The organism is Arthrobacter sp. NPDC080073, assembly GCF_040686575.1.
Lineage (GTDB): Bacteria > Actinomycetota > Actinomycetes > Actinomycetales > Micrococcaceae > Arthrobacter.
Genome location: NZ_JBFBKR010000018.1, coordinates 71412 through 91200, shown reverse-complemented (window position 1 = coordinate 91200; position 19789 = coordinate 71412). Strand labels below are relative to the sequence as shown.

Genomic DNA, 19789 nt, shown 5'->3' with positions numbered 1-19789 from the left:
GTCCACGGAGAGGTAGTTCTGGCCCTTGGGGTTGTAGATCTTCGCGGTGGGGAAGAACGCGTCCATGCCGAAGGTCCGGGATTCATCCGGGACGATGGGGACAATCCGGTGCCCGAATTTCTTGTCGCGGAGCAGGTCTTTGAGCAGACGGACGAAGGCCATGGTGGTGGCGGCGTGCTGCTTGCCGGAGCCGCGCTTGGCGACCTCGTAGGACTTGGCCTCGGGCAGTTCGATGGCCACATGGTTGGAACGCCGCTCGGGGACCGAACCTCCCAGCGCAGCCCGGCGCTCGAGGAGATAGGCGATCTCGGGTGCCTCCATGCCCGGGTGGTAATACGGGGGCCTGTAAGGATCCTCCTCCAATCGGGCATCGGAAATCGGAATCCTGAGGTAGTCCCTGAATTCTTTCAGATCGGCGAGTGTGAGTTTCTTCATTTGGTGGGTCGCGTTGCGGCCCTCGAAGTGGGGTCCGAGTCCGTAGCCCTTGACGGTCTTGGCCAGGATCACGGTGGGTTTGCCCTTGAACTCGGTCGCGGCCTTGTACGCGGCGTAGACCTTGCGGTAGTCGTGGCCGCCGCGTTTGAGGTTCCAGATCTGCTCGTCGTCCAGGTCCGCGACCATGTCCTTGGTGGCCGGGGTCTTCCCGAAGAAGTGTTCGCGGACGAACCCGCCGGATTCGGCCTTGTAGGTCTGGTAGTCCCCGTCGACGGTTTCGTTCATGATCTTCACCAGGGACCCGTCGGTGTCCTTGGCCAGCAGGTCATCCCATTCCCGGCCCCAGACGACCTTGATGACGTTCCAGCCCGCGCCGCGGAAGAACGCTTCGAGTTCCTGCATGATCTTCCCGTTGCCCCGGACGGGCCCGTCCAGGCGCTGGAGGTTGCAGTTGATCACGAAGTTCAGGTTGTCCAGGTTTTCGTTCGCGGCGAGCTGGAGCAGGCCGCGGGACTCGGGCTCGTCCATTTCCCCGTCGCCCAGGAACGCCCAGACCTGCTGCCCGGAGGTGTCTTTGAGGCCGCGGTCGTGCAGGTAGCGGTTGGACTGGGCCTGGTAGATCGCGTTCATCGGGCCGATGCCCATGGACACGGTCGGGAATTCCCAGAACGCGGGCATCAGGCGCGGGTGCGGGTAGGAGGACAGCGCGTGGCCCTGCTTGGACTTTTCCTGCCGGAACCCGTCCAGGTCCTCCTCGGTGAGCCGGCCTTCCATGAACGCCCTGGCGTACATGCCCGGGGACGCGTGTCCCTGGAAGAAGACCTGGTCCCCGCCCGAGGGGTGGTCCTTGCCGCGGAAGAAATGGTTGAAGCCGACCTCGTACAGGGTCGCGGCCCCGGCGTAGGTGGAGATGTGCCCGCCCACCCCGATGTCCGAGCGCTGGGCCCGGTGCACCATGACGGCCGCGTTCCAGCGCATGTACGCCCGGTACCGGCGCTCGAACTCCTCGTTGCCCGGGAACGGCGCTTCCTGGTCCGCCGGGATCGTGTTCACGTAATCGGTGGTCGTCACCATCGGCACCCCCACCGACTGGGACCCCGCCCGCTGAAGCAGGCTGCGCATGATGAACTGCGCCCGCTCCGTGCCCTGCTCCCTGATCAACGCGTCCAAAGACTCAGCCCACTCGGCAGTCTCTTCCGGATCACGATCAGGCAGCTGGGAAGTCAACCCGCTAAGGATGTGTGAGGTCTCTTCTCCTGCAGCCACGTCCAACCTCTCTTCATTGAATGTCTGGGCGCTTGCACTGTAGTGCGCGCTGAAACGTGCATGGAAATTTCGTATTGTGAGAATAAAATTCTGTAGTTCGAGATTAGCGATGCCTTCGCCAAGCGTCAATCCAGTGGGGCGGAGGCTAGCGCCCACAGGGCCCCGCGGCCCCACGCTGCCGTTTGTGACCGCCGTCGGGAGCGCGACCCTTGACCAAAGGTGACCTAGCTCATACAGTTATTTCACTATTCAATAACTAGATTCCACGATGCGAAATAAAAAAACCCTCTCACAGCGTCTCGGAAGCCTAGTTGCAGCACCACAAAGAAGTGGAGATCCACGATGCAATCGACTCCCCCAGTCGGCGTCACGACGGCTTCGGAGCAGACCGTACTGCCAGGCAGTTCAGTCCATCCGTCAGTAGGAAATGAAACCCTCTGCGATGTAGCGTCCGTCGCAGCAGGCCGCGCAATCAGCCCCAGCCTCTATAACCTGGACCTCGCCCCCACCAAGAAAGAGGGCAGGCGCTGGACCAGCTACAGCATCTTCACCCTCTGGGCCAACGACGTCCACAGCCTTGGTAACTACGCTTTCGCCATCGGCCTCTTTTCGCTTGGCCTGGGCGGGTGGCAAATCCTCGTGGCCCTTGGGATCGGCGCGGTCTTGCTGTTCACCCTCTTGACCTTCTCCGGATTCATGGGCCAGAAGACCGGCGTCCCCTTCCCGGTCATGAGCCGGATCAGCTTCGGTATCCGGGGTGCGCAGCTCGCCAGCCTGGTCCGTGGCGCTGTGGCCATCGCCTGGTTCGGAATCCAGACCTACCTCGCCTCGGTGGTGCTCCGCGTGATGCTTGTCGCGATGTTCCCCGGACTTAAGGACATGGACGCCAACTCGATCCTGGGCCTGTCCACCCTTGGCTGGATCGCTTTCGTATCCCTCTGGATTGTCCAGTTGGTCATCGTCAGCTTCGGCATGGAAATGATCCGCAAGTACGAGGCCTTCGCCGGCCCCATCATTCTTGCCACCATGCTCGCCATTGCCATCTGGGTCTTCGTCGAGGCCGGGGGAGCCATCCAATGGTCCGGCATCAAGGGCCTCGAAGGAGGGGAAATGTGGCGCACGATCTTTGCCGGCGGCGCCCTCTGGGTCTCCATCTACGGCACTTTCGTCCTGAACTTCTGCGACTTCACCCGTTCCTCGGTCTCCAAGAAGTCCATTGTCCGCGGCAACTTCTGGGGCATCCCCATCAACATGCTTCTGTTCGGCGCAATCGTGGTCATCATGGCAGGCGGCCAGTACAAGATCAACGGCAAGATCATCGAAAGCCCCTCGGACATCGTGCAAAGCATCCCCAATACGCTCTTCCTCGTCCTGGCCTGCCTTGCGTTGCTGATCCTGACCATCGCAGTGAACCTCATGGCGAACTTCGTGGCACCCGTCTACGCGCTGACCAACCTCTTCCCCAAGCACCTGAACTTCCGCAAGGCGGCGTGGGTCAGCGGCACCATCGGCCTGGTCATCCTGCCGTGGAACCTCTACAACAACCCCCTGGTGATCGTGTACTTCCTGGGCGGACTCGGCGCGCTGCTCGGCCCGCTGTTCGGCGTCGTCATGGCCGACTACTGGCTCCTGCGCCGCGGCAAGGTCAACATCCTCGACCTCTACACGGACCACCCTTCGGGCACCTACTTCTACAAGCGCGGAGTCAACCCCCGGGCGATCGCCGCAATGGTTCCGGCCGCCGTCGTCGCCATCCTCATCGCGTTCATTCCCGCCCTGGAGGCCGCGGCACCGTTCGCCTGGTTCTTCGGCGCAGGCATCGGGGCGTTGTGCTACTACTTGTTCGCGGACAAGAAGCAGCAGCACACCGACGTCTCCGGCGAGCCGATCGCCGTCGTCAGCAACCACTAGAGCCAGGAAGAACACATGCGCATCCTCGTCGCAAACGTCAACACCACACAATCCATGACCGACTCCATCGCAGCCCAGGCGCGAAGCATCGCGGCTCCCGGTACCGAGATCATCGGCATCACCCCGCGGTTCGGCGCCGATTCCTGCGAAGGGAACTTTGAAAGCTACCTCGCCGCCATTGCCGTGATGGACCGCGTGGTCAACTACCCTGAACCGTTCGACGCCGTCATCCAGGCCGGCTACGGCGAGCACGGCCGCGAGGGACTTCAGGAGCTCCTGGACGTTCCGGTGGTCGACATCACCGAGGCCGCGGCCAGCACCGCGATGTTCCTCGGCCACAAATACTCTGTGGTTACCACTTTGGACCGCGCGGTCCCGCTCATCGAAGACCGCCTCAAGCTCGCCGGACTTGACGACCGGTGCGCCTCCGTCCGTGCGAGCGGCATGGCCGTCCTGGAACTCGAGGAATTCCCGGACCGCGCAGTCGAAGCCATCGTGGAACAAGCTGAACGCGCCGTGCGTGACGACAAAGCGGAAGTCATCGTCCTCGGCTGCGGCGGCATGGCCGGGCTCGACGAACAGATCCGCCAACGTTGCGGCGTTCCCGTGGTGGATGGAGTCGCCGCCGCCGTGACCATCGCCGAGTCGCTCGTCCGCCTGGGACTGTCCACGTCCAAGGTCCGGACCTACGCCACACCGCGTCCCAAGACCGTCATAGGCTGGCCCCTGACCACAACGGATACGACGACGGCGGAAGCTCCCGCCGCGCACTGACTCAACAAACAGGAGAACCGCGTGAGCGAAACCATCCCCACCCGGCCCCGGGTCGCCGTCGTCACCGGAGCCGGTTCCGGGATCGGGCGGGCGGTTGCCCGCCTTCTGTTGGCCGAAGGCTACCGCGTTACCCTCGCCGGACGGCGGGAAGCGCAGCTTCTCGAGACTGCCGGCGGCCACCCCGAGGCGCTCGTGGTGCCGTGCGATGTGACGGTGCCCGACGACGTCGCGCGCCTTTTCGCGGCGGCCCGCCAGCGCTGGGGGAGGGTCGATGTCCTGTTCAACAACGCGGGCATCTTCGGTCCTCCCGGCAGCGTGGATGAGATCAGCGTCGCCGATTGGAATGCCACCCTGGCCGTGAACGTCACCGGATCCATGCTGTGCGCGGCCGAGGCCGTGCGAACCATGAAATCGCAGGACCCGCTAGGCGGACGCATCATCAACAACGGCTCCATCTCCGCCCATTCGCCGAGGCCCTTGTCCGTCGCGTACACCGTGAGCAAGCACGCCATGAGCGGCCTGACCAAGAGCATAGAGCTGGACGGGCGTCCGTTCGGAATCAGCTGCGGGCAGATCGATATCGGCAACACCTGCACCGAAATCATGGACACCATCGGCGTGGGCTCGGGCGCGCTCCAGGCCGATGGAAGCAGGCGCGTGGAGCCGATGTTTCCCGTGGAGGACGCTGCCCGCGCGGTGCTCATGATGGCGAACATGCCGGCGTCGGCCAACGTTGGTTCCGTGGTGGTGACTGCGGCGGGGATGCCATTCGTGGGCCGTGGCTAGAAAATCGACCAGCCCGTGCGGGTGGTGAATTCATCGAGGGCGGCGACGCCTGCCAGTGAATTCCCGGATCGGCCAAGGCCTGGGCTCCAGACACAGATGGTGCATTTGTTGGGCACCACTGCCACAATGCCGCCACCCACGCCGCTCTTTCCGGGGAGTCCCACGCGGTAGGCGAATTCGCCGGCGGCGTCGTAGGTGCCGCACGTGAGCATCACGGCGTTGATTCTCTTTGTCTGGGACGGGGACAGAAGCGGCGTGCCGTCTCCGCGTAGCCCGTTGTTGGCCAGGAACCGGCTCGCGAGGGCCAAATCGGTGCAGCTCATTTCGAGCGCGCACTGGTCGATGTATGCCTCGAGGACCGAGTTCACGGGGTTTTCGAGGTTCCCGTAGCTGGCCAGGAAGTGCGCCAGCGAGGCGTTGCGGTGATTGTTCGCCGCCTCTGAAGCGGCCACCTCGGGGTCGGCATCGATAGAGCTGTTTCCGCTTTCTTGCCGGAGCAATTCCCGGACGGGAGATGGCGAGTTGCCTGCGATGCTGAGCAGCCTGTCGGTGACCACCAGGGCGCCGGCATTGATGAACGGATTCCGCGGAATTCCGTCTTCGTGTTCCAGCTGCACCAGGGAATTGAACGGATTGCCGGAGGGTTCCCGGAACACGCGCTTCCAGATCCGGTCGCCATCCCCGGCCAGCACCAGGGCGAGGGCGTAGACCTTGGAGATGCTTTGGATCGAGAAGGGCACGTCGGCGTCTCCGGAGGAGAACAGATCGCCGTTGGAGGTTGCCACGGAAATGCCGAATTGCTTGGTATCCACCGCGGCCAGGCTCGGGATGTAGTCTGCCGGCGCTCCTTGGCCGAGCAAGGGCTGAACCGTGCCGACAATGTCGTCAAGGAGATTCTGGAGGTCCATGGTCTAGCGCCGTCCTTCGGAGTGGGTCCACAGCCTGAGCTGAAGATGCGCGAGCAGCCGTTGCTCTGCGGAGTGGAGGTCGATGCCGGCTTCTTCGCAGGCCCGCCGCAGCCGGTAATGGACCGTATTCCGGTGGACGGCCAGTTCTTCCGCGCACCGGTTCACATCACCGAAGAATTCAAGGTAGGTCAGCAGGGTTGTGGCGAACTCCGGGTACTTGCTGCACAACAGGGAGATCCCGCCATGCCGAAGGTCGGTCCTCGACGCCAGAAGTTCCAGCAATTCCTTTGTCAGTACGGTCGTTTCCACATCGGCGTAGGACGCCACGTGGATCGAGGGCGTGCTTTCCAGGACCTTGAGTACGCTCCGGACGTGCTCGAGTGTGCCATGCAACGCGTCCAGGCGTTCGACGACGGGCCCGACGGCGGCTTGGACCTGGCAGTGCAGGTGCACCCTTGCGTCCCGGACAATGACGTTGATCAGGCGGTTGATGGCCGGCGGGGACTTAATGGGGTCAAGGTCAGGAAGAATCATGGCTATCTCCAAGCCGATGGCTCCCACGACGGCACCGGGACGGTAGGCGGCTGCATGGATCGACGCGACATTGGCCAGCTCGCCACGCCGCAGTTGCAAGCCCGCTGCCGTCTCGTCGTCGCCCTGGGCGGAAATGAGGACCAAGGCTGCCGGCTTGGAGGGATCGATGCCCGCGGACTGTGCCTGGGAGTGGATCTGGGGAGTGCCGCTGAGCAGGCTGGAGATCCTGTCGCGCCGTAGTGCCTGGGACTGCTCGTTGCGGTGCCGGACCAGTTCTATGGCCGCGTGCCGGGCCGCGCCGACCATGAGCTTGTCCGTGTTGGGAGCGAGCGGTTCCTTCCCTTCCTGAAGCCAGATGTACCCCAGGATCCTGTTGCCTGCATGGATACCGATCGCCACCCGTTCCCGAAGACCTTCCGCAGGGTTGGCTTCCATATGGATGGGCGCCTCGGCTGCTTGCAGGTGCTTGTAGACCCCTGATTCTTTCAGCAGTTTTTGGTACCGCTCCGGTCCGCGCCGGGCCAGGATGGAGAGCCTGCGGAGTTCATCGACGTCATTGGAGGCCGGTGAGTACGCCAGGACGCGGTTTGCCGGATCCTCAATGACCACGTGGCCGTTGGCCAGCGTCGCGGTGGTCTGGGCGATCGCAAAAAGATCCCGGTGAATGATCGTGGACGCGTCGGTGGAAAATGCAGGCTCCTGGATGCGGTTCTTGGCGATGCTCTCCAGCGTGCCCCAGTTCATTGCGGGAGACACTGCGATCAGGCCGACTCCGGTGGGAAGCAGCACTTCCCGGACGGCGTCCAGTTCCTCCTCGTTCCCTTTCACCGCGACGGCGGCGGGCTGGTCCGGAATCAGCTTCCGGATGCCGGGCAATGCCGCGCGACCCCGGACTCCGATCAGCAGGACCAAGCTCCCGCGCCGCACCGGCGTCTCGTCCTCGGCGTCCACGATCACCGTTTCACGAACCGTGCCGTTGTCCGTTCCGGGAGGAACCAGCAGTTGCCCGTTGTCGACGCCAATGTCTTCAAGTATGTCGCTGAGCATGGCGCCAATGACATGCTCGGCAGATTCCTGGGGTGCCACCCGTATTCACTTCCTCTAAGCGGCTAAGCCGCGCTCACAGCCATGAACATTACTCGCACTCCGCCTGAACCGGGTTGTCATTGGAGCACAACGAGGATCGGACGAATTTAGCTGGCCAGACAGTTCGTTCCGTTCCGCCGGAACCTAGAGTTGTTTTCCGTCCCCTCCGCTGATGATCCAGCAGTGCAGCTGTGATTCCACAGGTCAGCAGGGGGACACGTTCTGGAGTATGCAGCCGCACCCGCGGAACCGGAGTCAAAGGAGACCCCTGGAATGAAACGCACACTGAACCGGCCTGCGCCGAGCCCGATCGCCGGGGCTCAGATCGCCGGGCTTGATCCCGCAGATTCGCTGGAAAACACCCGTGAACTTCTTGGCGACCGTTCAACGGCTGCGCAGGATTTTTCAAGCGAGGACGCCGGCTACCACAAGACCCTCAAACCCCGGCAGATCCAAATGATAGCGATCGGGGGCGCGATCGGAACGGGCCTCTTCATGGGGGCGGGAGGCCGATTGAACGGTTCCGGTCCGGCCCTGATCTTCGTCTATGCCCTTTGCGGCTTCTTTGCGTTTTTGATTCTGCGCGCCCTTGGCGAATTGGTTCTCCACAGGCCATCCTCGGGCTCGTTCGTGTCCTATGCCCGCGAGTTCTACGGCGAGAAGCTGGCCTACGCGGCCGGCTGGTTGTACTTCCTCAACTGGGCCATGACGTCGATCGTCGATGTCACGGCCGTGGCGCTTTACGTCAAATTCTGGGGACAATTCTGGCAGCCGCTGCAAACAATCCCACAGTGGCTCATCGCGCTTTGCGCCCTCGTCATTGTCCTGGCGCTCAACCTCGTCTCCGTGAAGATCTTCGGCGAGATGGAATTCTGGTTCGCCCTGATCAAGGTGGTGGCGCTCGTAGCCTTCCTCGTCGTCGGCATCTGCTTCATCGTCTTTGGCGGGAAGACCGACATCGGCGTTCCAGGGCTGGGCGTGATCCTGGACCACGGGGGAGCCTTCCCGACGGGAGCCGTGGCGCCCCTGCTCGCGATCAGCGGCGTCGTCTTCGCGTATGCGGCGATTGAACTTGTTGGTACGGCCGCGGGCGAAACTGCCAACCCGGAAAAGGTGATGCCCAAAGCCGTAAACACGGTGGTCTTCCGGATCGCGCTCTTCTATGTCGGTTCCGTGCTGCTCCTCTCGTTGCTCTTGCCCTTCACGGCGTACAAATCCGGCGAATCGCCCTTCGTCACCTTTTTCTCCCATCTCGGGGATCCCCATGCCGCGGCTGTCTCGGCATCAGTGATGAACTTCGTTGTCCTGACAGCGGCTTTGTCGAGTCTGAACGCCGGCCTGTATTCCACGGGCCGGATCCTGAGGTCCATGGCGGTCAATGGCTCCGCGCCCCAGTTCACTGCAAGGATGAGCAAATCGGGGGTGCCGTATGGCGGCATCCTGCTGACGGCGGTGATCACGCTGCTTGGCGTCGGCCTGAATGCCCTGGTCCCGTCCCAAGTGTTCGAGATCGTTCTCGAGGTGTCCGCCATCGGAATCATCGGCGGCTGGGCGACCATCATCCTGTGCCACATCAAGCTTCAGGCCTGGGTCAGGCTCGGCAAGGTCATCCGTCCGTCATTCCGGCTCTTCGGAGCGCCCTTCACCTCCTACCTCACGCTCGCCTTCCTTGCCTTCGTCCTCGTCACGATGGGCTTCTCAGAGACAGGGCGCTGGGTCCTCGCTTCCTTGCTGCTCCTGATACCCCTGCTCATTGCCGGCTGGTTCGCTTGCCGCAAACGCATCCTTGAGGCAGCCGAGGCCCGACGCGGCCACACCGGCGATCTGCCCGTGGTCGCAGGTTCCTTCTCCCAGGGCGGCCAACGCTCCTGATGCACAACGAATTGATGGAAAGCGGAACCACCTTGCCCGGCATGCCGTCCCGAAACAACAGCGACACCCTGTCCAAGCAAACCACCTTGACCGATCGAAACCCGGTGAACAACCAACTTCCAAAGCGGGACATCGGCACGCCTAGCAGCGCGTGGCGTTCGCGCGCTGATGCATGGGAGTTTCTCGGGTACGCGTTCAAGCAGCTGGCAAAGGGCGGCACGGGAACGCCGTCGTTCGCCGCCCTGCAGGACCGAGCCGTGCAGGCGCTGCTGCTGCTTCAGGCCATGGAACTGTATTGGGCGGCGCCGGGGCTCGCCTCGGTGGCGCCTCTGCTCGGCTGCCTGGATTCCGGTGATTACGACGCCGGACTGGAGATGATCCGCGGAATGTCCGGGCGGCCCCGCGCCGGGCGCTCCATTCCGGGTCTCCAGGACGAAGGCTCCGGGGAGCCACAGCCGGCGGGCGAGCGGCCCCGGTTCGAGGTCCTGTTTGTCGACGACATCTCCGAACAAGAAGCCGAAACCCTGAAAGCGGAAATGCTGGCCCAGCGGAGGCCGTCCGATGCCTTCGCCTATGAACTCATCGTGGTTCCCAGCTACGAGGATGCGCTCGTTGCCTTGATCCTGAATCCTGCCATCCAGGCGTGCATTCTCCGCCCGGGATTCACCATCGGAAGCAGCCAGCCGCTTGGCCGCGACCTGAGGAAATACCTTGGAGGCCTAGTGGCCCCCGAACTTGCCGGAATGCCACCGCTGGGGAGGTTCCTTAGCCTGGCCGAGCAGATCTCCGAGTTACGCCCCGAACTGGATGTGTACCTGGTGGCCGGTGTCGCCATGGAGAGCCTCGCGGGTTCACTGACGAAGCGGTTCCGAAGGATTTTCCGCAGGCAAGACAATCTCGACCTGCACCTCTCGCTGTTGTCGGGTGTCGCTGAGCGGTACAGGACCCCGTTTTTTACCGCGCTACAGGAATACAGCCGGCGGCCGGCCAGCGTCTTCCACGCCTTGCCGATCTCTCGCGGCGGCTCGGTGGGCAATTCGCCTTGGATCCGCGATATGGCCGATTTCTACGGGATGAACCTTCTCCTGGCCGAGACGTCCGCGACGTCGGGTGGGCTCGATTCGCTGTTGGACCCGCACGGATCGATCAAGGAGGCCCAGGACCTGGCGGCGCGGGCTTTCGGTTCCCAGAAAACCTTCTTCGTCACCAATGGAACATCCACCGCCAACAAGATCGTTCATCAGTCCATCCTTGCTCCGGGGAACGTGGTCCTCGTCGACCGCAACTGCCACAAATCCCACCACTATGCTTTTGTCCTCGCCGGAGCCCAGGTTTCCTACCTGGACGCCTACCCGCTGGACAAGTTCGCGTTCTACGGCGCCGTGCCCTTGGCCACCATCAAGGCACGATTGCTGGCCTACCGACGTGCCGGGCGCCTGGACGAAGTCAAGATGATCACGCTGACCAACTGCACCTTCGACGGCATCGTCTATGACGTGGAACGCGTCATGGAAGAATGCCTGGCCATCAAACCGGACCTTGTCTTCCTTTGGGACGAAGCCTGGTTCGCCTTCGCCCGGTCCCACCCCGTCTTCCGGCGCAGGACGGCGATGGCCGCAGCGAGGAGGCTTGAGGCCTCCTTCAGTGATCCCGGCTATGCCGCCAGGCACGCCGAACAAGCGGCATCGCTCCACGACGCGGTGACGGGCGCGCCAGCCGATGATGAACTCTGGCTGGAGACCCGGCTTATCCCGGATCCAGCGAAAGCGCGGCTTCGCGTCTACGCCACGCAGTCCACCCACAAGACCCTCACCTCACTGCGCCAGGGATCCATGATCCATGTTTTCGACCAAGACTTCAGCGAGCATAACCAAGAGTCATTTCGCGAAGCATATATGACCCATACCTCCACATCGCCCAATTACCAGATCCTCGCTTCGCTCGACGTCGGCCGCCGTCAGGTGGAGCTGGAGGGTTTCGGCCTGGTTCAGAAACAGGCGGACCTGGCAACCATCGTTGCCCAGGCGGTGGCCCGCCACCCCCTGCTGAAGAAATACTTCCGGGTCCTCACGTCGAGGGACCTCATTGCGGCGCCCTATCGGGAAACCGGCAGCGCCATGCCGCTCCGGGATGGCCTGGCGGCACTGGCGGATGCCTGGGAGCACGACGAATTCGTCGTCGATCCTAGCCGCCTCACGTTGGACATCAGCCGGACAGGGGTCGACGGCGACACTTTCCGGCACCGCTATCTCGCCGACAAGCACGGCATCCAGGTCAACAAGACCTCCCGTAACACCGTGCTCTTCATGACCAACATCGGCACCTCCCGCAGCGCTGTCGCCTATCTGATCGAGGTCCTGGTCAAGCTGGCCGAGTCTTTCGAGGAGGAACGTCCGGCGCGGAAAACGCCGGACCCCTGTCCCGCCGCGGGCACCACGGGAGCCACTCCGCCCTTGCCCGATTTCAGCAGTTTCGCAAGGCGCTTTCGGCGGGATCCGCTCAGTCCCGACGGGGACCTCCGGGCCGCCTATTTCGAGAGCTACAAGGACGGAGCGACCACCTACTTGTCGTCCGATGACCTCAAGGCGCGGATCGCGGAAGGCGAGGAAGTTATTTCGGCGGGATTCGTCACCCCGTATCCTCCGGGCTTCCCGATCCTCGTCCCTGGACAGGTGATCACGGCTAAGGCGCTGGAGTTCATGGCCGCACTCGATACCCGGGAAGTCCACGGTTTCGACCCGGGGCGCGGCTACAGGGTGTTCACGGCCAAGGAGGTTGGGGCCGTGCAGCATTGAATCGCGTGATTCCACATTGTGAAATTTGAATTTCCCCTTGTGGAATCGTGTGAGCGGGATTACATTTGAAAACAACCCCCGAAAGCAGGGGCTGTTCCCAAACTGATTGGTTCAGATCAATGAAGATCCCAGACTCTGCGGCGCTGAAGGCGAGTTCGGCTCCGCGGAAGAAGAAGCCACTGTATAAGTCGCTCTTCTTCCAAATTCTGATCGCCGTCGTCGCAGGTGTACTCATCGGCCATTTCTGGCCGAACATCGGGTCCACCCTCCGGCCACTGGGCGATGGTTTCATTCAACTCATCAAGATGATCATCGCTCCGCTGATCTTCCTCGTGATCGTCACAGGTATCTCGGCAGTGGGCGACGTCAAGGCGGTCGGAAGGGTCGGGGTCAAAGCCCTTCTGTACTTCACCGGCGCCACGCTTTTCGCACTCGTTTTCGGCCTGATCGTCGGAAACCTGGTCCAGCCCGGTGCCGGACTCCACATCGATCCCAGCACTCTTTCCCAGGATGCGCTGAACGCCAAGACCGGGACCGCGCCGCCCAAGGATGCGGCTTCCTTCCTCCTGGACATCATTCCTACCTCTGTGATCGGCGCTTTCGCCAGCAACAGCCTTCTCCAGGTGCTGTTCTTCTCGGTCTTCTTCGGCGCGGCAATCGTCGTCATCGGCCGCGAGCGCTGCCTCCCGGTCATCAGCCTCATGGAAACCGTCCTGGAACTGATCTTCAAGATCATGTCGTGGATCATGAAAGTGGCGCCCATCGGTGCGTTCGGCGCAATGGCGTTCATCATCGGCCAATACGGACTCGACACCCTCGGGACGTATGCGCTCCTGATCGCCTCCTGTTACGGGGCGGCCATTGTCTTCATCGGCCTGCTGTTCCTCGTCGCCTGGAGCTTCGCCAGGGTGCCCCTGTGGCAGTTCCTGAAGTACACCCGTGAGGAATTCCTCCTCGCGCTCGGCACGGCATCCACCGAGGCGGTCATGCCCCGCATCATGACCAAGCTGACGAACGCCGGTTGCTCCAGGGCCACCACCGGCCTGGTTGTCCCGACGGGCTACTCCTTCAACCTCGACGGCGCCGCGATCTACCTTTCGATCTCGCTGTTGTTCCTGGCCCAGGCCTTCGGCCACCACCTCGACCTCGGCCAGCAGTTGGCAGCCTTGGGTGTCCTGCTCCTGACGTCAAAGGGCATGGCCGGCGTACCGGGATCGTCATTCCTTGCTCTCTCGGCCACGGCCGCCGCACTGGGCATCTTCCCGGTCGCCGGCGTCGCCCTGCTCCTGGGTGCCGACCGCCTGATGGACTCCATGCGCGTCGTCGTCAACCTGCTCGGCAACTGCGTGGCCACGTTCGTCGTCGCGAAATGGGAGGGCCAGTTCGACCGTTCGGTCATGCTCCGCGCCTTCAGCGGTGAGATCACCAACGAGGACTCCGCGATCATGCTCGGGGCCGAAGACGTCTTCGAGGAACAGGAAATCGAGCGCCTCAGCGAAGGACAAGAGCCTTCGCCGAAGTTCCGGGGCGGCCCGAATCCCGATGCGATTCCGCAGTTCGAAATGATCAAACCTGGGCAACACCGGAGCCCCTCCATCAGTCCGGACTGATATGAAATGCGAGGTGGGCCGGGTTCCTTGTGAGCCTGGCCCACCTCTCGCGCCGACCGATGTCTTGCGCCCGACTTTCGGGCTACCTGTTGCGATGGAGTAATGCAGGAACATCGGCCGGCGGCCCTGGTGGGGAACGTCCCCGGGGCGTGGGTGCGGGCTATAGCGTCCTGGGGTCCGCGGCGTACATCTTCAACCTGATGGCCAAGGCCTCTGACATGTGGCGCGCGGCGACCTGGCCCGCCAACTCGGGGTTGTTCTCCTCAATGGCGGCGAGCAGTTCGGCATAGTCAGCCAGAACCACGGGCCACCTGCCGGGGTAGGTCAAAGTCGTGAGGGTGTACCGGCGGACCTGCTGGTCCAGGCGCTCAAGCAGGCTGATAAGCGATGGGCTGTGGGTGGCGTGCCAGAGCTGCGTGTGGAAAGCACGGTTTGTTTCCGCAAGCGTTGGTCCATCATTGATGTCCAGTCCGCGCATCTTCAGAAGCAGCGCGTCGAGCGACCGCTTGTCCAAGGCAGTTGCCTTGAGTGCAGCTTTGGAAGCGGCAGCCTGTTCAAGGATGATTCTCGACTCGTAGATATCGATGATTTCCTCGGCCGAATGCGTGCGGATCACCACCGCTTTGCCGCGCCTTTCGACGAGCCCGTCCTGTTCCAGCCGCTGCAAGGCTTCCCGCACGGGGGTTCTCGAAGCACCATAGCGCGCGGTGAGCTTGGCCTCCGTGAGGGGCTCGTCAGGGGCGAATACGCTCGCCAGAACGTCGTCGCGCAGCTGCTGATGAATGGGCGTGGTCAATTCTTCCTCTTTCCGTGTGGTTTCGTCAGCTCGGCCTCAGGCGACGCAGCCGGCCCGTCGTCCGAAAACAGCTCCTGCTGCAAGCCCGGAACCGCCGGGGTAGTTTCCGCTGAACAATCCGCCCAGTGCTTCCCCGCACGCGTAGAGCCCCCCAATCGGCTCAGCGCTTTCGGTAAGCACGCGGCCCCAGGTATCGGTCTTCAGGCCTCCGAAAGTGAAGGTGATGCCACAGGTGACGGGGAAGGCGTAGAACGGGCCGATGGAGATGCTGCGGGCCCAGTTGCTTTTCGGCGGTTGGGTATCCGCCCGGCGGCCGTCCTTGACGTTAGGGTTGAAGGCCGCACCCTCGCTGATCGACTCATTGAAGTTCCTGACAGTCTCTTCGAGGCCCGCAACACTTATGCCGGCTTTCTCGGCCAGTTCTGCCAGGGTTGGCGCAGTGACCACGGAGACCCCCGGCATGTCGTATTCCTCGCTCCGAAGCATGGGGCGGGACGAGGCGTCGAAAATCTGGAAAGCAGCCGATCCCGGCTGGGCAAGGATGTCCCGGCCATACCGCGCGTAGGTGTAGTTGCGGTAGTCGGCGCCTTCGTCGACAAACCGCTTGCCCTCGTTGTTTACCACGATCCCGAGCGGGTATCCGCCGCGGGTCAGCTGGTTGGTGAGCTCAAGGTTGCTCTCGTTCTCCGGATGCCACGCGTCCCAGGCCACGCTGTGGCAGCTGGACCAATCGCCGCCCTTGGCCGCGCCTGCGTCCAAAGCGGCAAGGACCATCTCACCGGTGTTTCCGGGGGTGCCTCGCACCTTCGCGTTTTGCCAGCCCTCGCCCAAGTATTGACGTCGGAGACCAGGTGCGGCTTCAAAGCCCCCGGACGCCAGAATTACCGATTCGGCCCGGAACTCGCCTTTTTCCGAGGAAGTGCGGTAGTGGACTCCGCATACCCGATTCCCTTCCAGGATCAGTCCGGTTGCCGCGCAGCCATAGATAACTTCCACGCCCAGGCGCTTTGCGGCCGCCCGGTGGTCAGCCATGAGCCCTTTGCCGCCGCCGACGTTGCCAACGTGGAGCCCTCCCCAAAAAAGATAGCCGCCGCCTTCGGTCCGGTATGCCTGCCGCTCGTACATCAAGCGGTATTTGAGGCCCATGCCCTGAAGCCAGCGCAAGGTCGGGTTGCTCTCATTGACCAGGACCCCGGACAGTTCGGGGTCATTCCGCCCGCCCGAGACCTTCCGCAGGTCAGCCAGATATTCGTGAGCGGTGTAGGCGGGAACTTCGCTGACGGCGTGGCGGTCATCAGGTTCTATGAAATCGATGAGCTCCTCAAGCCCGTTGTGGGAGATACGCGTGGCGCCGGCGGTGTAGAAGCTGTTGCCGCCCGAAGAGGCCTCCTCGGCCTTTTCAAACAGCACAACTTTGCGTCCGCGTTCAGCGGCGGCGAGTGCCGCCGCGAATCCCGCGTTGCCGCCTCCAACTACCAAGACGTCGCTTTTGATCATCATCATTCTCCTCAGCTCCATCACTGCATACGATTGTATACATAGATATGCAAGTGAATGCAATGCGGCATGAGGATGTGCTTTATCGACTGCCTTGGAGCCCGCTTTCCTAGAACAGCGGCAGCAGCCCTGACAAATCCGCGCGCAGGCCCGACGCGGCTACCCGGCCGGCGTCGACGGCGGCGGACCACGCCAAGCGGCCTGTGACCATCTCCAGCCAGGTGGCGGCGTCGCACTCTATGACGTTCGGCGGGGTGCCGCGCGTGTGCCGGGGGCCCTCCACGCACTGGGTGACGCCGAAGGGCGGCACCCTGACTTCCACCGAGTTGCCGGGGGCGCGGGCGGTGAGTTCCTCCAGCGAGTAACGCACGGCGGTTGCCAGAACGGTGCGCGGCGGCGGCGTCACGGGCCCGGGTTCGTGCCCGACGGCGGCCTGCCATGCGGCCAGTGCCGCGCGGCCTTCTTCAAGGTCGATCCGGCGTCGTGCAATTGCCATAGCCCGGAGTCCCAATCAGTCCAGCAGCGCCGAAACGGCGTGGCCCAGGCGGATCCTGCCGACCGAGTGGCCACCGCCGAGAACGGGCTCAACCACCTTTTCGAGCACGCTCGAGACACCGGGAATATCCACGGCGCCGGCTACCGCGAGAAGCGTGAGTCCAACCAGAGTTGCCGCGCGGGGGTTCCCGTCCAGGATCTTCACTGCGACTGAGGCCCCTGTGGGGGTTGCCAGGACCAGGACACCCTCCGCTCCGCCCTTGGCAAGCACTTCGAGTTCGTCCATGACGATGGTGTTCGCCTCGCCGCGGCCCTGCACTGCCCACGGGTAGTCCAACATGGACGTGGCAATGGTCGCCGCGCGGGCATTGGAACTCTGGTCCCGCGGGGCCTGCGCCAGGCGCGAGTAGGCTCGCGCCAGCCCGGTCAGGGAAAGCGCAGCCACAGGTGCTCCGCATCCATCAATGCCAAGGTGGGCGATTTTCTCGCCGCTGTATTCCTCGACGACGGTCCGCACGCGCTGTTGCAAGGGATGGTTGGGCTCCAGGTAGCTGTGCGTGTCCCAGCCGTTCTCCGTGCAGGCCCAGAGGAACGCGGCGTGCTTTCCCGAACAGTTGAAAGCCAGCTTGGATTTGCCGTGTTCCGAACGGATCAGCCAATTGCGGGCGACTTCGTCCTGCGGCCATGCCGAGGGGCACTGCAACTGTTCTTCCCGGACGCCCGCGGCTTTCAGCATGCCTTCCACCACGTCCATGTGATCGAGCGAGCCTACATGGCTGGCACAAGCCAAAGCGACCTGGGCGCCGCGGAGCGGCACGCCCGACTGCATTGACGCGAGGGCCTGGAACGGCTTGAGCGCGGAGCGGGCGTAGATGGGCGTCGTGATGTCGCCGAGCTGAGTCACCACAGAGCCGTCACCGGAAAGAACCACTGCGGAACCGATGTGACGTGATTCGATGAAACCGCTGCGTTCGATCACTGCCAGTTCGACGGCGGACTCAACGCTGAAGGTTTCATGCGAACTCAAGGGCATGATCCAAGTCTAGGGTGAAGGCACCATCTTCCCGGGCTACTCCACGGTCACCATGACGGACTGCCATCCGGAGGCGCCGTCGGGCACGGGATCCGCCCTCTTTTCAGTCTGCAGTTCGCCGGTTCCGTCCGTGGCCCGGACCTTGATGTAGTGGGGTCCCGGAGTGGCCTCCCAATTGAAGGACCACTGCCGCCACGTGACAACGGATGCCTCCGCGGCAAGTGTCGCTTCGCCCCATGGGCCGTTGTCAATCTGGACCTCCACCTTTTTGATGCCACGGGTCTGGGCCCAGGCGGTGCCGCCCAAGGCGACCCTGCCTGCAGGCACTTTGGCGAAGGACTTGGGAACTTCGAGCCGGGCCATCGTCTTGATGGGACCCCGCTCGGACCATCCGCGGGTGGTCCAATAGGCCTTGCTGTCAGCGAACCGGGTGATTTCCAGGTCCACCACCCATTTGGTCGCCGAGACGAAGCCGTAAAGGCCCGGAACCACCATGCGCACGGGGTAGCCGTGTTCCAGCGGGAGGGGTTCGCCGTTCATGCCGATGGCCAGCATGGCGTCCCTGCCGTCCTGGAGCACTTCCAGCGGAGTGGAAGCGCTGAAACCGTCGATCGAGGTCGAGAGGACCATGTCCGCGCCGGTTTTGGGACGGGCTTGTTTGAGCGCGTCGCGGATGGGCATGCCCAGCCATTTGGCGTTGCCTGCGAGGTTTCCGCCCACAGGGTTGGACACGCAGGTGAGCGACACGTGGGTTTCGATCAGTTGGGCGTCGAGCAGATCCTGAAAGGTCAGCCGGATCTCTTGTTCCACCAGCCCGTGGATCCGCAGCTCCCAATCCTGGGCGTTGATCTCCGGCACGCTGAGGGCGGTGTCGATCCTGTAGAAGTCCTTGGCCGGGGTCAGCCAGGGGGTGACTCCCGCCGTCGGGGACTGGACGCCCGCAGGGACGGGAGCAGCCGGCCGGACCGGTGCCGGGAGCTTCAAAGAATCCCGTGCCTTTGCCACATTGCTGCGTGCCGCACTCAGGAACCGACCGCCGCTGGCTGCGACGGCTGCTGCGGCAAAGGTGATACCGGTGGCGCCGAAGAAGGTTCGGCGGGTCGTGGCTGGACGTTCGATGCCTTTGGCTGCCGTGTCGGCAGGGGCGTCCGGGAAGGAGTTCAGCCGCCAGATACGGGCCACCAAGACGCGGAGGACAATGAGCCCAGCCACAGTGCCGAGCAGGCTCGGTATGGAATCCACGGGCTTCACGCTGGCCCGGGTCACCACGGCGGCCACAATCACCGCGCCCATGCCGAGAACGCCCAACACACCGAGCACCCAATTGCGGAAGGCCACGACACCCAGCACGCAAGCCAGCACGAAGATGGTCAGGCCCATGCCCACAAACAGCGCGGCCTTGTCATTGGTCCCGAACGTGGTCACGGCAAAGTCCTTCATCCACGGCGGCGTGAAGTCGATGAACGTGGAGCCCAGCGCAATCACCGGCGTAGCCCGGGCCGTGAAGAAGGCGCCGATCAGTTCCGCAACGGAAAGTACGACGGCGGCAGCGGCCACCCCGGCCAGTGCAGCCAATGCGGTGGGTCCCCTGAGCCAGTTCCTGAGCTTCTCCATGCAGGGGGTTCGTAGCCGGAGGCCCCTGAGATGGGTGGGACATGCCCTGCGGTGGAGGCGGCAGTGGGACATGCCCTGCGTTGGAGTTCAGGAGTGGGCATATCAGTGTTATGTCCGTTGCTCATGGCCAAGGGCGGGCATGCTCCCTCGTGGTGCCGCGGTGTGGATTGGACATGCCCTGCGTTGGAGCTCAGGAATGGGCATGTCAGTGTTATGTCCGTTGCTCGAGGCCAAGGGAGGGCATGCTCCCTCTTGGTGCCGCGGTGTGGATTGGACATGCCCTGCGCTGGAGCTCAGGAATGGGCATATCAGTGTTATGTCCATTGCTCGAGGCCAAGGGAGGGCATGCTCCCTCCGGGTGCTCGCCGTGCGGGTGG

General features: G+C 63.3%; 14 protein-coding genes. 6 read left to right on the top strand and 8 right to left on the bottom strand.

Annotated elements, in window-relative coordinates; all coding sequences use genetic code 11:
* The coding region (aceE, locus tag AB0O52_RS18250; protein WP_364540451.1) for a pyruvate dehydrogenase (acetyl-transferring), homodimeric type at positions 1-1701 on the bottom strand (1701 nt) is incomplete at its 3' end.
* A 342-nt stretch (positions 1702-2043) separates the two neighbouring features.
* Here aceE and AB0O52_RS18245 point away from each other — a divergent pair.
* From AB0O52_RS18245 to AB0O52_RS18235, 3 genes are read left to right on the top strand one after another with little or no spacing between them, the layout of a single operon-like run.
* Complete coding sequence (locus tag AB0O52_RS18245; RefSeq protein WP_364540448.1) at positions 2044-3612, top strand: NCS1 family nucleobase:cation symporter-1; 1569 nt, start codon at positions 2044-2046, stop codon at positions 3610-3612.
* 15 nt (positions 3613-3627) lie between these two features.
* Positions 3628-4386: an aspartate/glutamate racemase family protein gene (locus AB0O52_RS18240; protein ID WP_364540445.1), complete on the top strand. Its 759-nt coding sequence runs from the start codon at positions 3628-3630 to the stop codon at positions 4384-4386.
* Between the two features lie 21 nt (positions 4387-4407).
* On the top strand, positions 4408-5172 hold the full coding sequence (locus tag AB0O52_RS18235) for an SDR family oxidoreductase (protein WP_364540442.1): 765 nt from the start codon (positions 4408-4410) through the stop codon (positions 5170-5172).
* Here the strand turns inward: AB0O52_RS18235 and AB0O52_RS18230 are convergent.
* Positions 5169-6080 carry a glutaminase gene (locus AB0O52_RS18230; protein WP_364540439.1) on the bottom strand — a complete coding sequence of 304 codons (912 nt, stop codon included), beginning with the start codon at positions 6078-6080 and terminating at the stop codon, positions 5169-5171. The genes AB0O52_RS18235 and AB0O52_RS18230 overlap by 4 nt on opposite strands.
* 3 nt (positions 6081-6083) lie before the next feature.
* Entirely contained in the window at positions 6084-7700 is a 1617-nt protein-coding gene (locus tag AB0O52_RS18225; protein WP_364540436.1) for a helix-turn-helix domain-containing protein, read from the bottom strand.
* A gap of 273 nt (positions 7701-7973) precedes the next feature.
* Here AB0O52_RS18225 and AB0O52_RS18220 point away from each other — a divergent pair, with 273 nt between their 5' ends.
* The 3 genes from AB0O52_RS18220 to AB0O52_RS18210 all read left to right on the top strand — a co-directional run bounded on the left by AB0O52_RS18220 (position 7974) and on the right by AB0O52_RS18210 (position 13977).
* Entirely contained in the window at positions 7974-9572 is a 1599-nt protein-coding gene (locus tag AB0O52_RS18220) for an amino acid permease (protein ID WP_364540434.1), read from the top strand.
* 14 nt (positions 9573-9586) lie between these two features.
* Positions 9587-12367 carry an ornithine decarboxylase gene (locus AB0O52_RS18215; protein WP_364540432.1) on the top strand — a complete coding sequence of 927 codons (2781 nt, stop codon included), beginning with the start codon at positions 9587-9589 and terminating at the stop codon, positions 12365-12367.
* A gap of 119 nt (positions 12368-12486) precedes the next feature.
* Positions 12487-13977 carry a cation:dicarboxylase symporter family transporter gene (locus tag AB0O52_RS18210; RefSeq protein WP_364540429.1) on the top strand — a complete coding sequence of 497 codons (1491 nt, stop codon included), beginning with the start codon at positions 12487-12489 and terminating at the stop codon, positions 13975-13977.
* 160 nt (positions 13978-14137) lie between these two features.
* Here the strand turns inward: AB0O52_RS18210 and AB0O52_RS18205 are convergent, their stop codons facing one another.
* The 5 genes from AB0O52_RS18205 to AB0O52_RS18185 form a co-directional block, all read right to left on the bottom strand.
* On the bottom strand, positions 14138-14773 hold the full coding sequence (locus tag AB0O52_RS18205) for a GntR family transcriptional regulator (RefSeq protein ID WP_364540427.1): 636 nt from the start codon (positions 14771-14773) through the stop codon (positions 14138-14140).
* A 36-nt stretch (positions 14774-14809) separates the two neighbouring features.
* Positions 14810-16276, bottom strand: coding sequence for an FAD-dependent tricarballylate dehydrogenase TcuA (tcuA, locus tag AB0O52_RS18200; protein WP_364540425.1), 1467 nt, complete (start codon positions 16274-16276; stop codon positions 14810-14812).
* Positions 16277-16379: 103 nt separating this feature from the next.
* Positions 16380-16766, bottom strand: a complete 387-nt coding sequence (locus tag AB0O52_RS18195) for a sterol carrier family protein (protein ID WP_364540422.1) — start codon at positions 16764-16766, stop codon at positions 16380-16382.
* A gap of 15 nt (positions 16767-16781) precedes the next feature.
* Positions 16782-17798 carry an asparaginase gene (locus tag AB0O52_RS18190; protein WP_364540421.1) on the bottom strand — a complete coding sequence of 339 codons (1017 nt, stop codon included), beginning with the start codon at positions 17796-17798 and terminating at the stop codon, positions 16782-16784.
* Positions 17799-17834: 36 nt separating this feature from the next.
* The gene (locus tag AB0O52_RS18185; protein WP_364540418.1) at positions 17835-19412 is read right to left on the bottom strand and encodes a molybdopterin-dependent oxidoreductase; all 1578 of its coding nucleotides are present in this window, start codon (positions 19410-19412) and stop codon (positions 17835-17837) included.
* Positions 19413-19789: the final 377 nt, after the last annotated feature.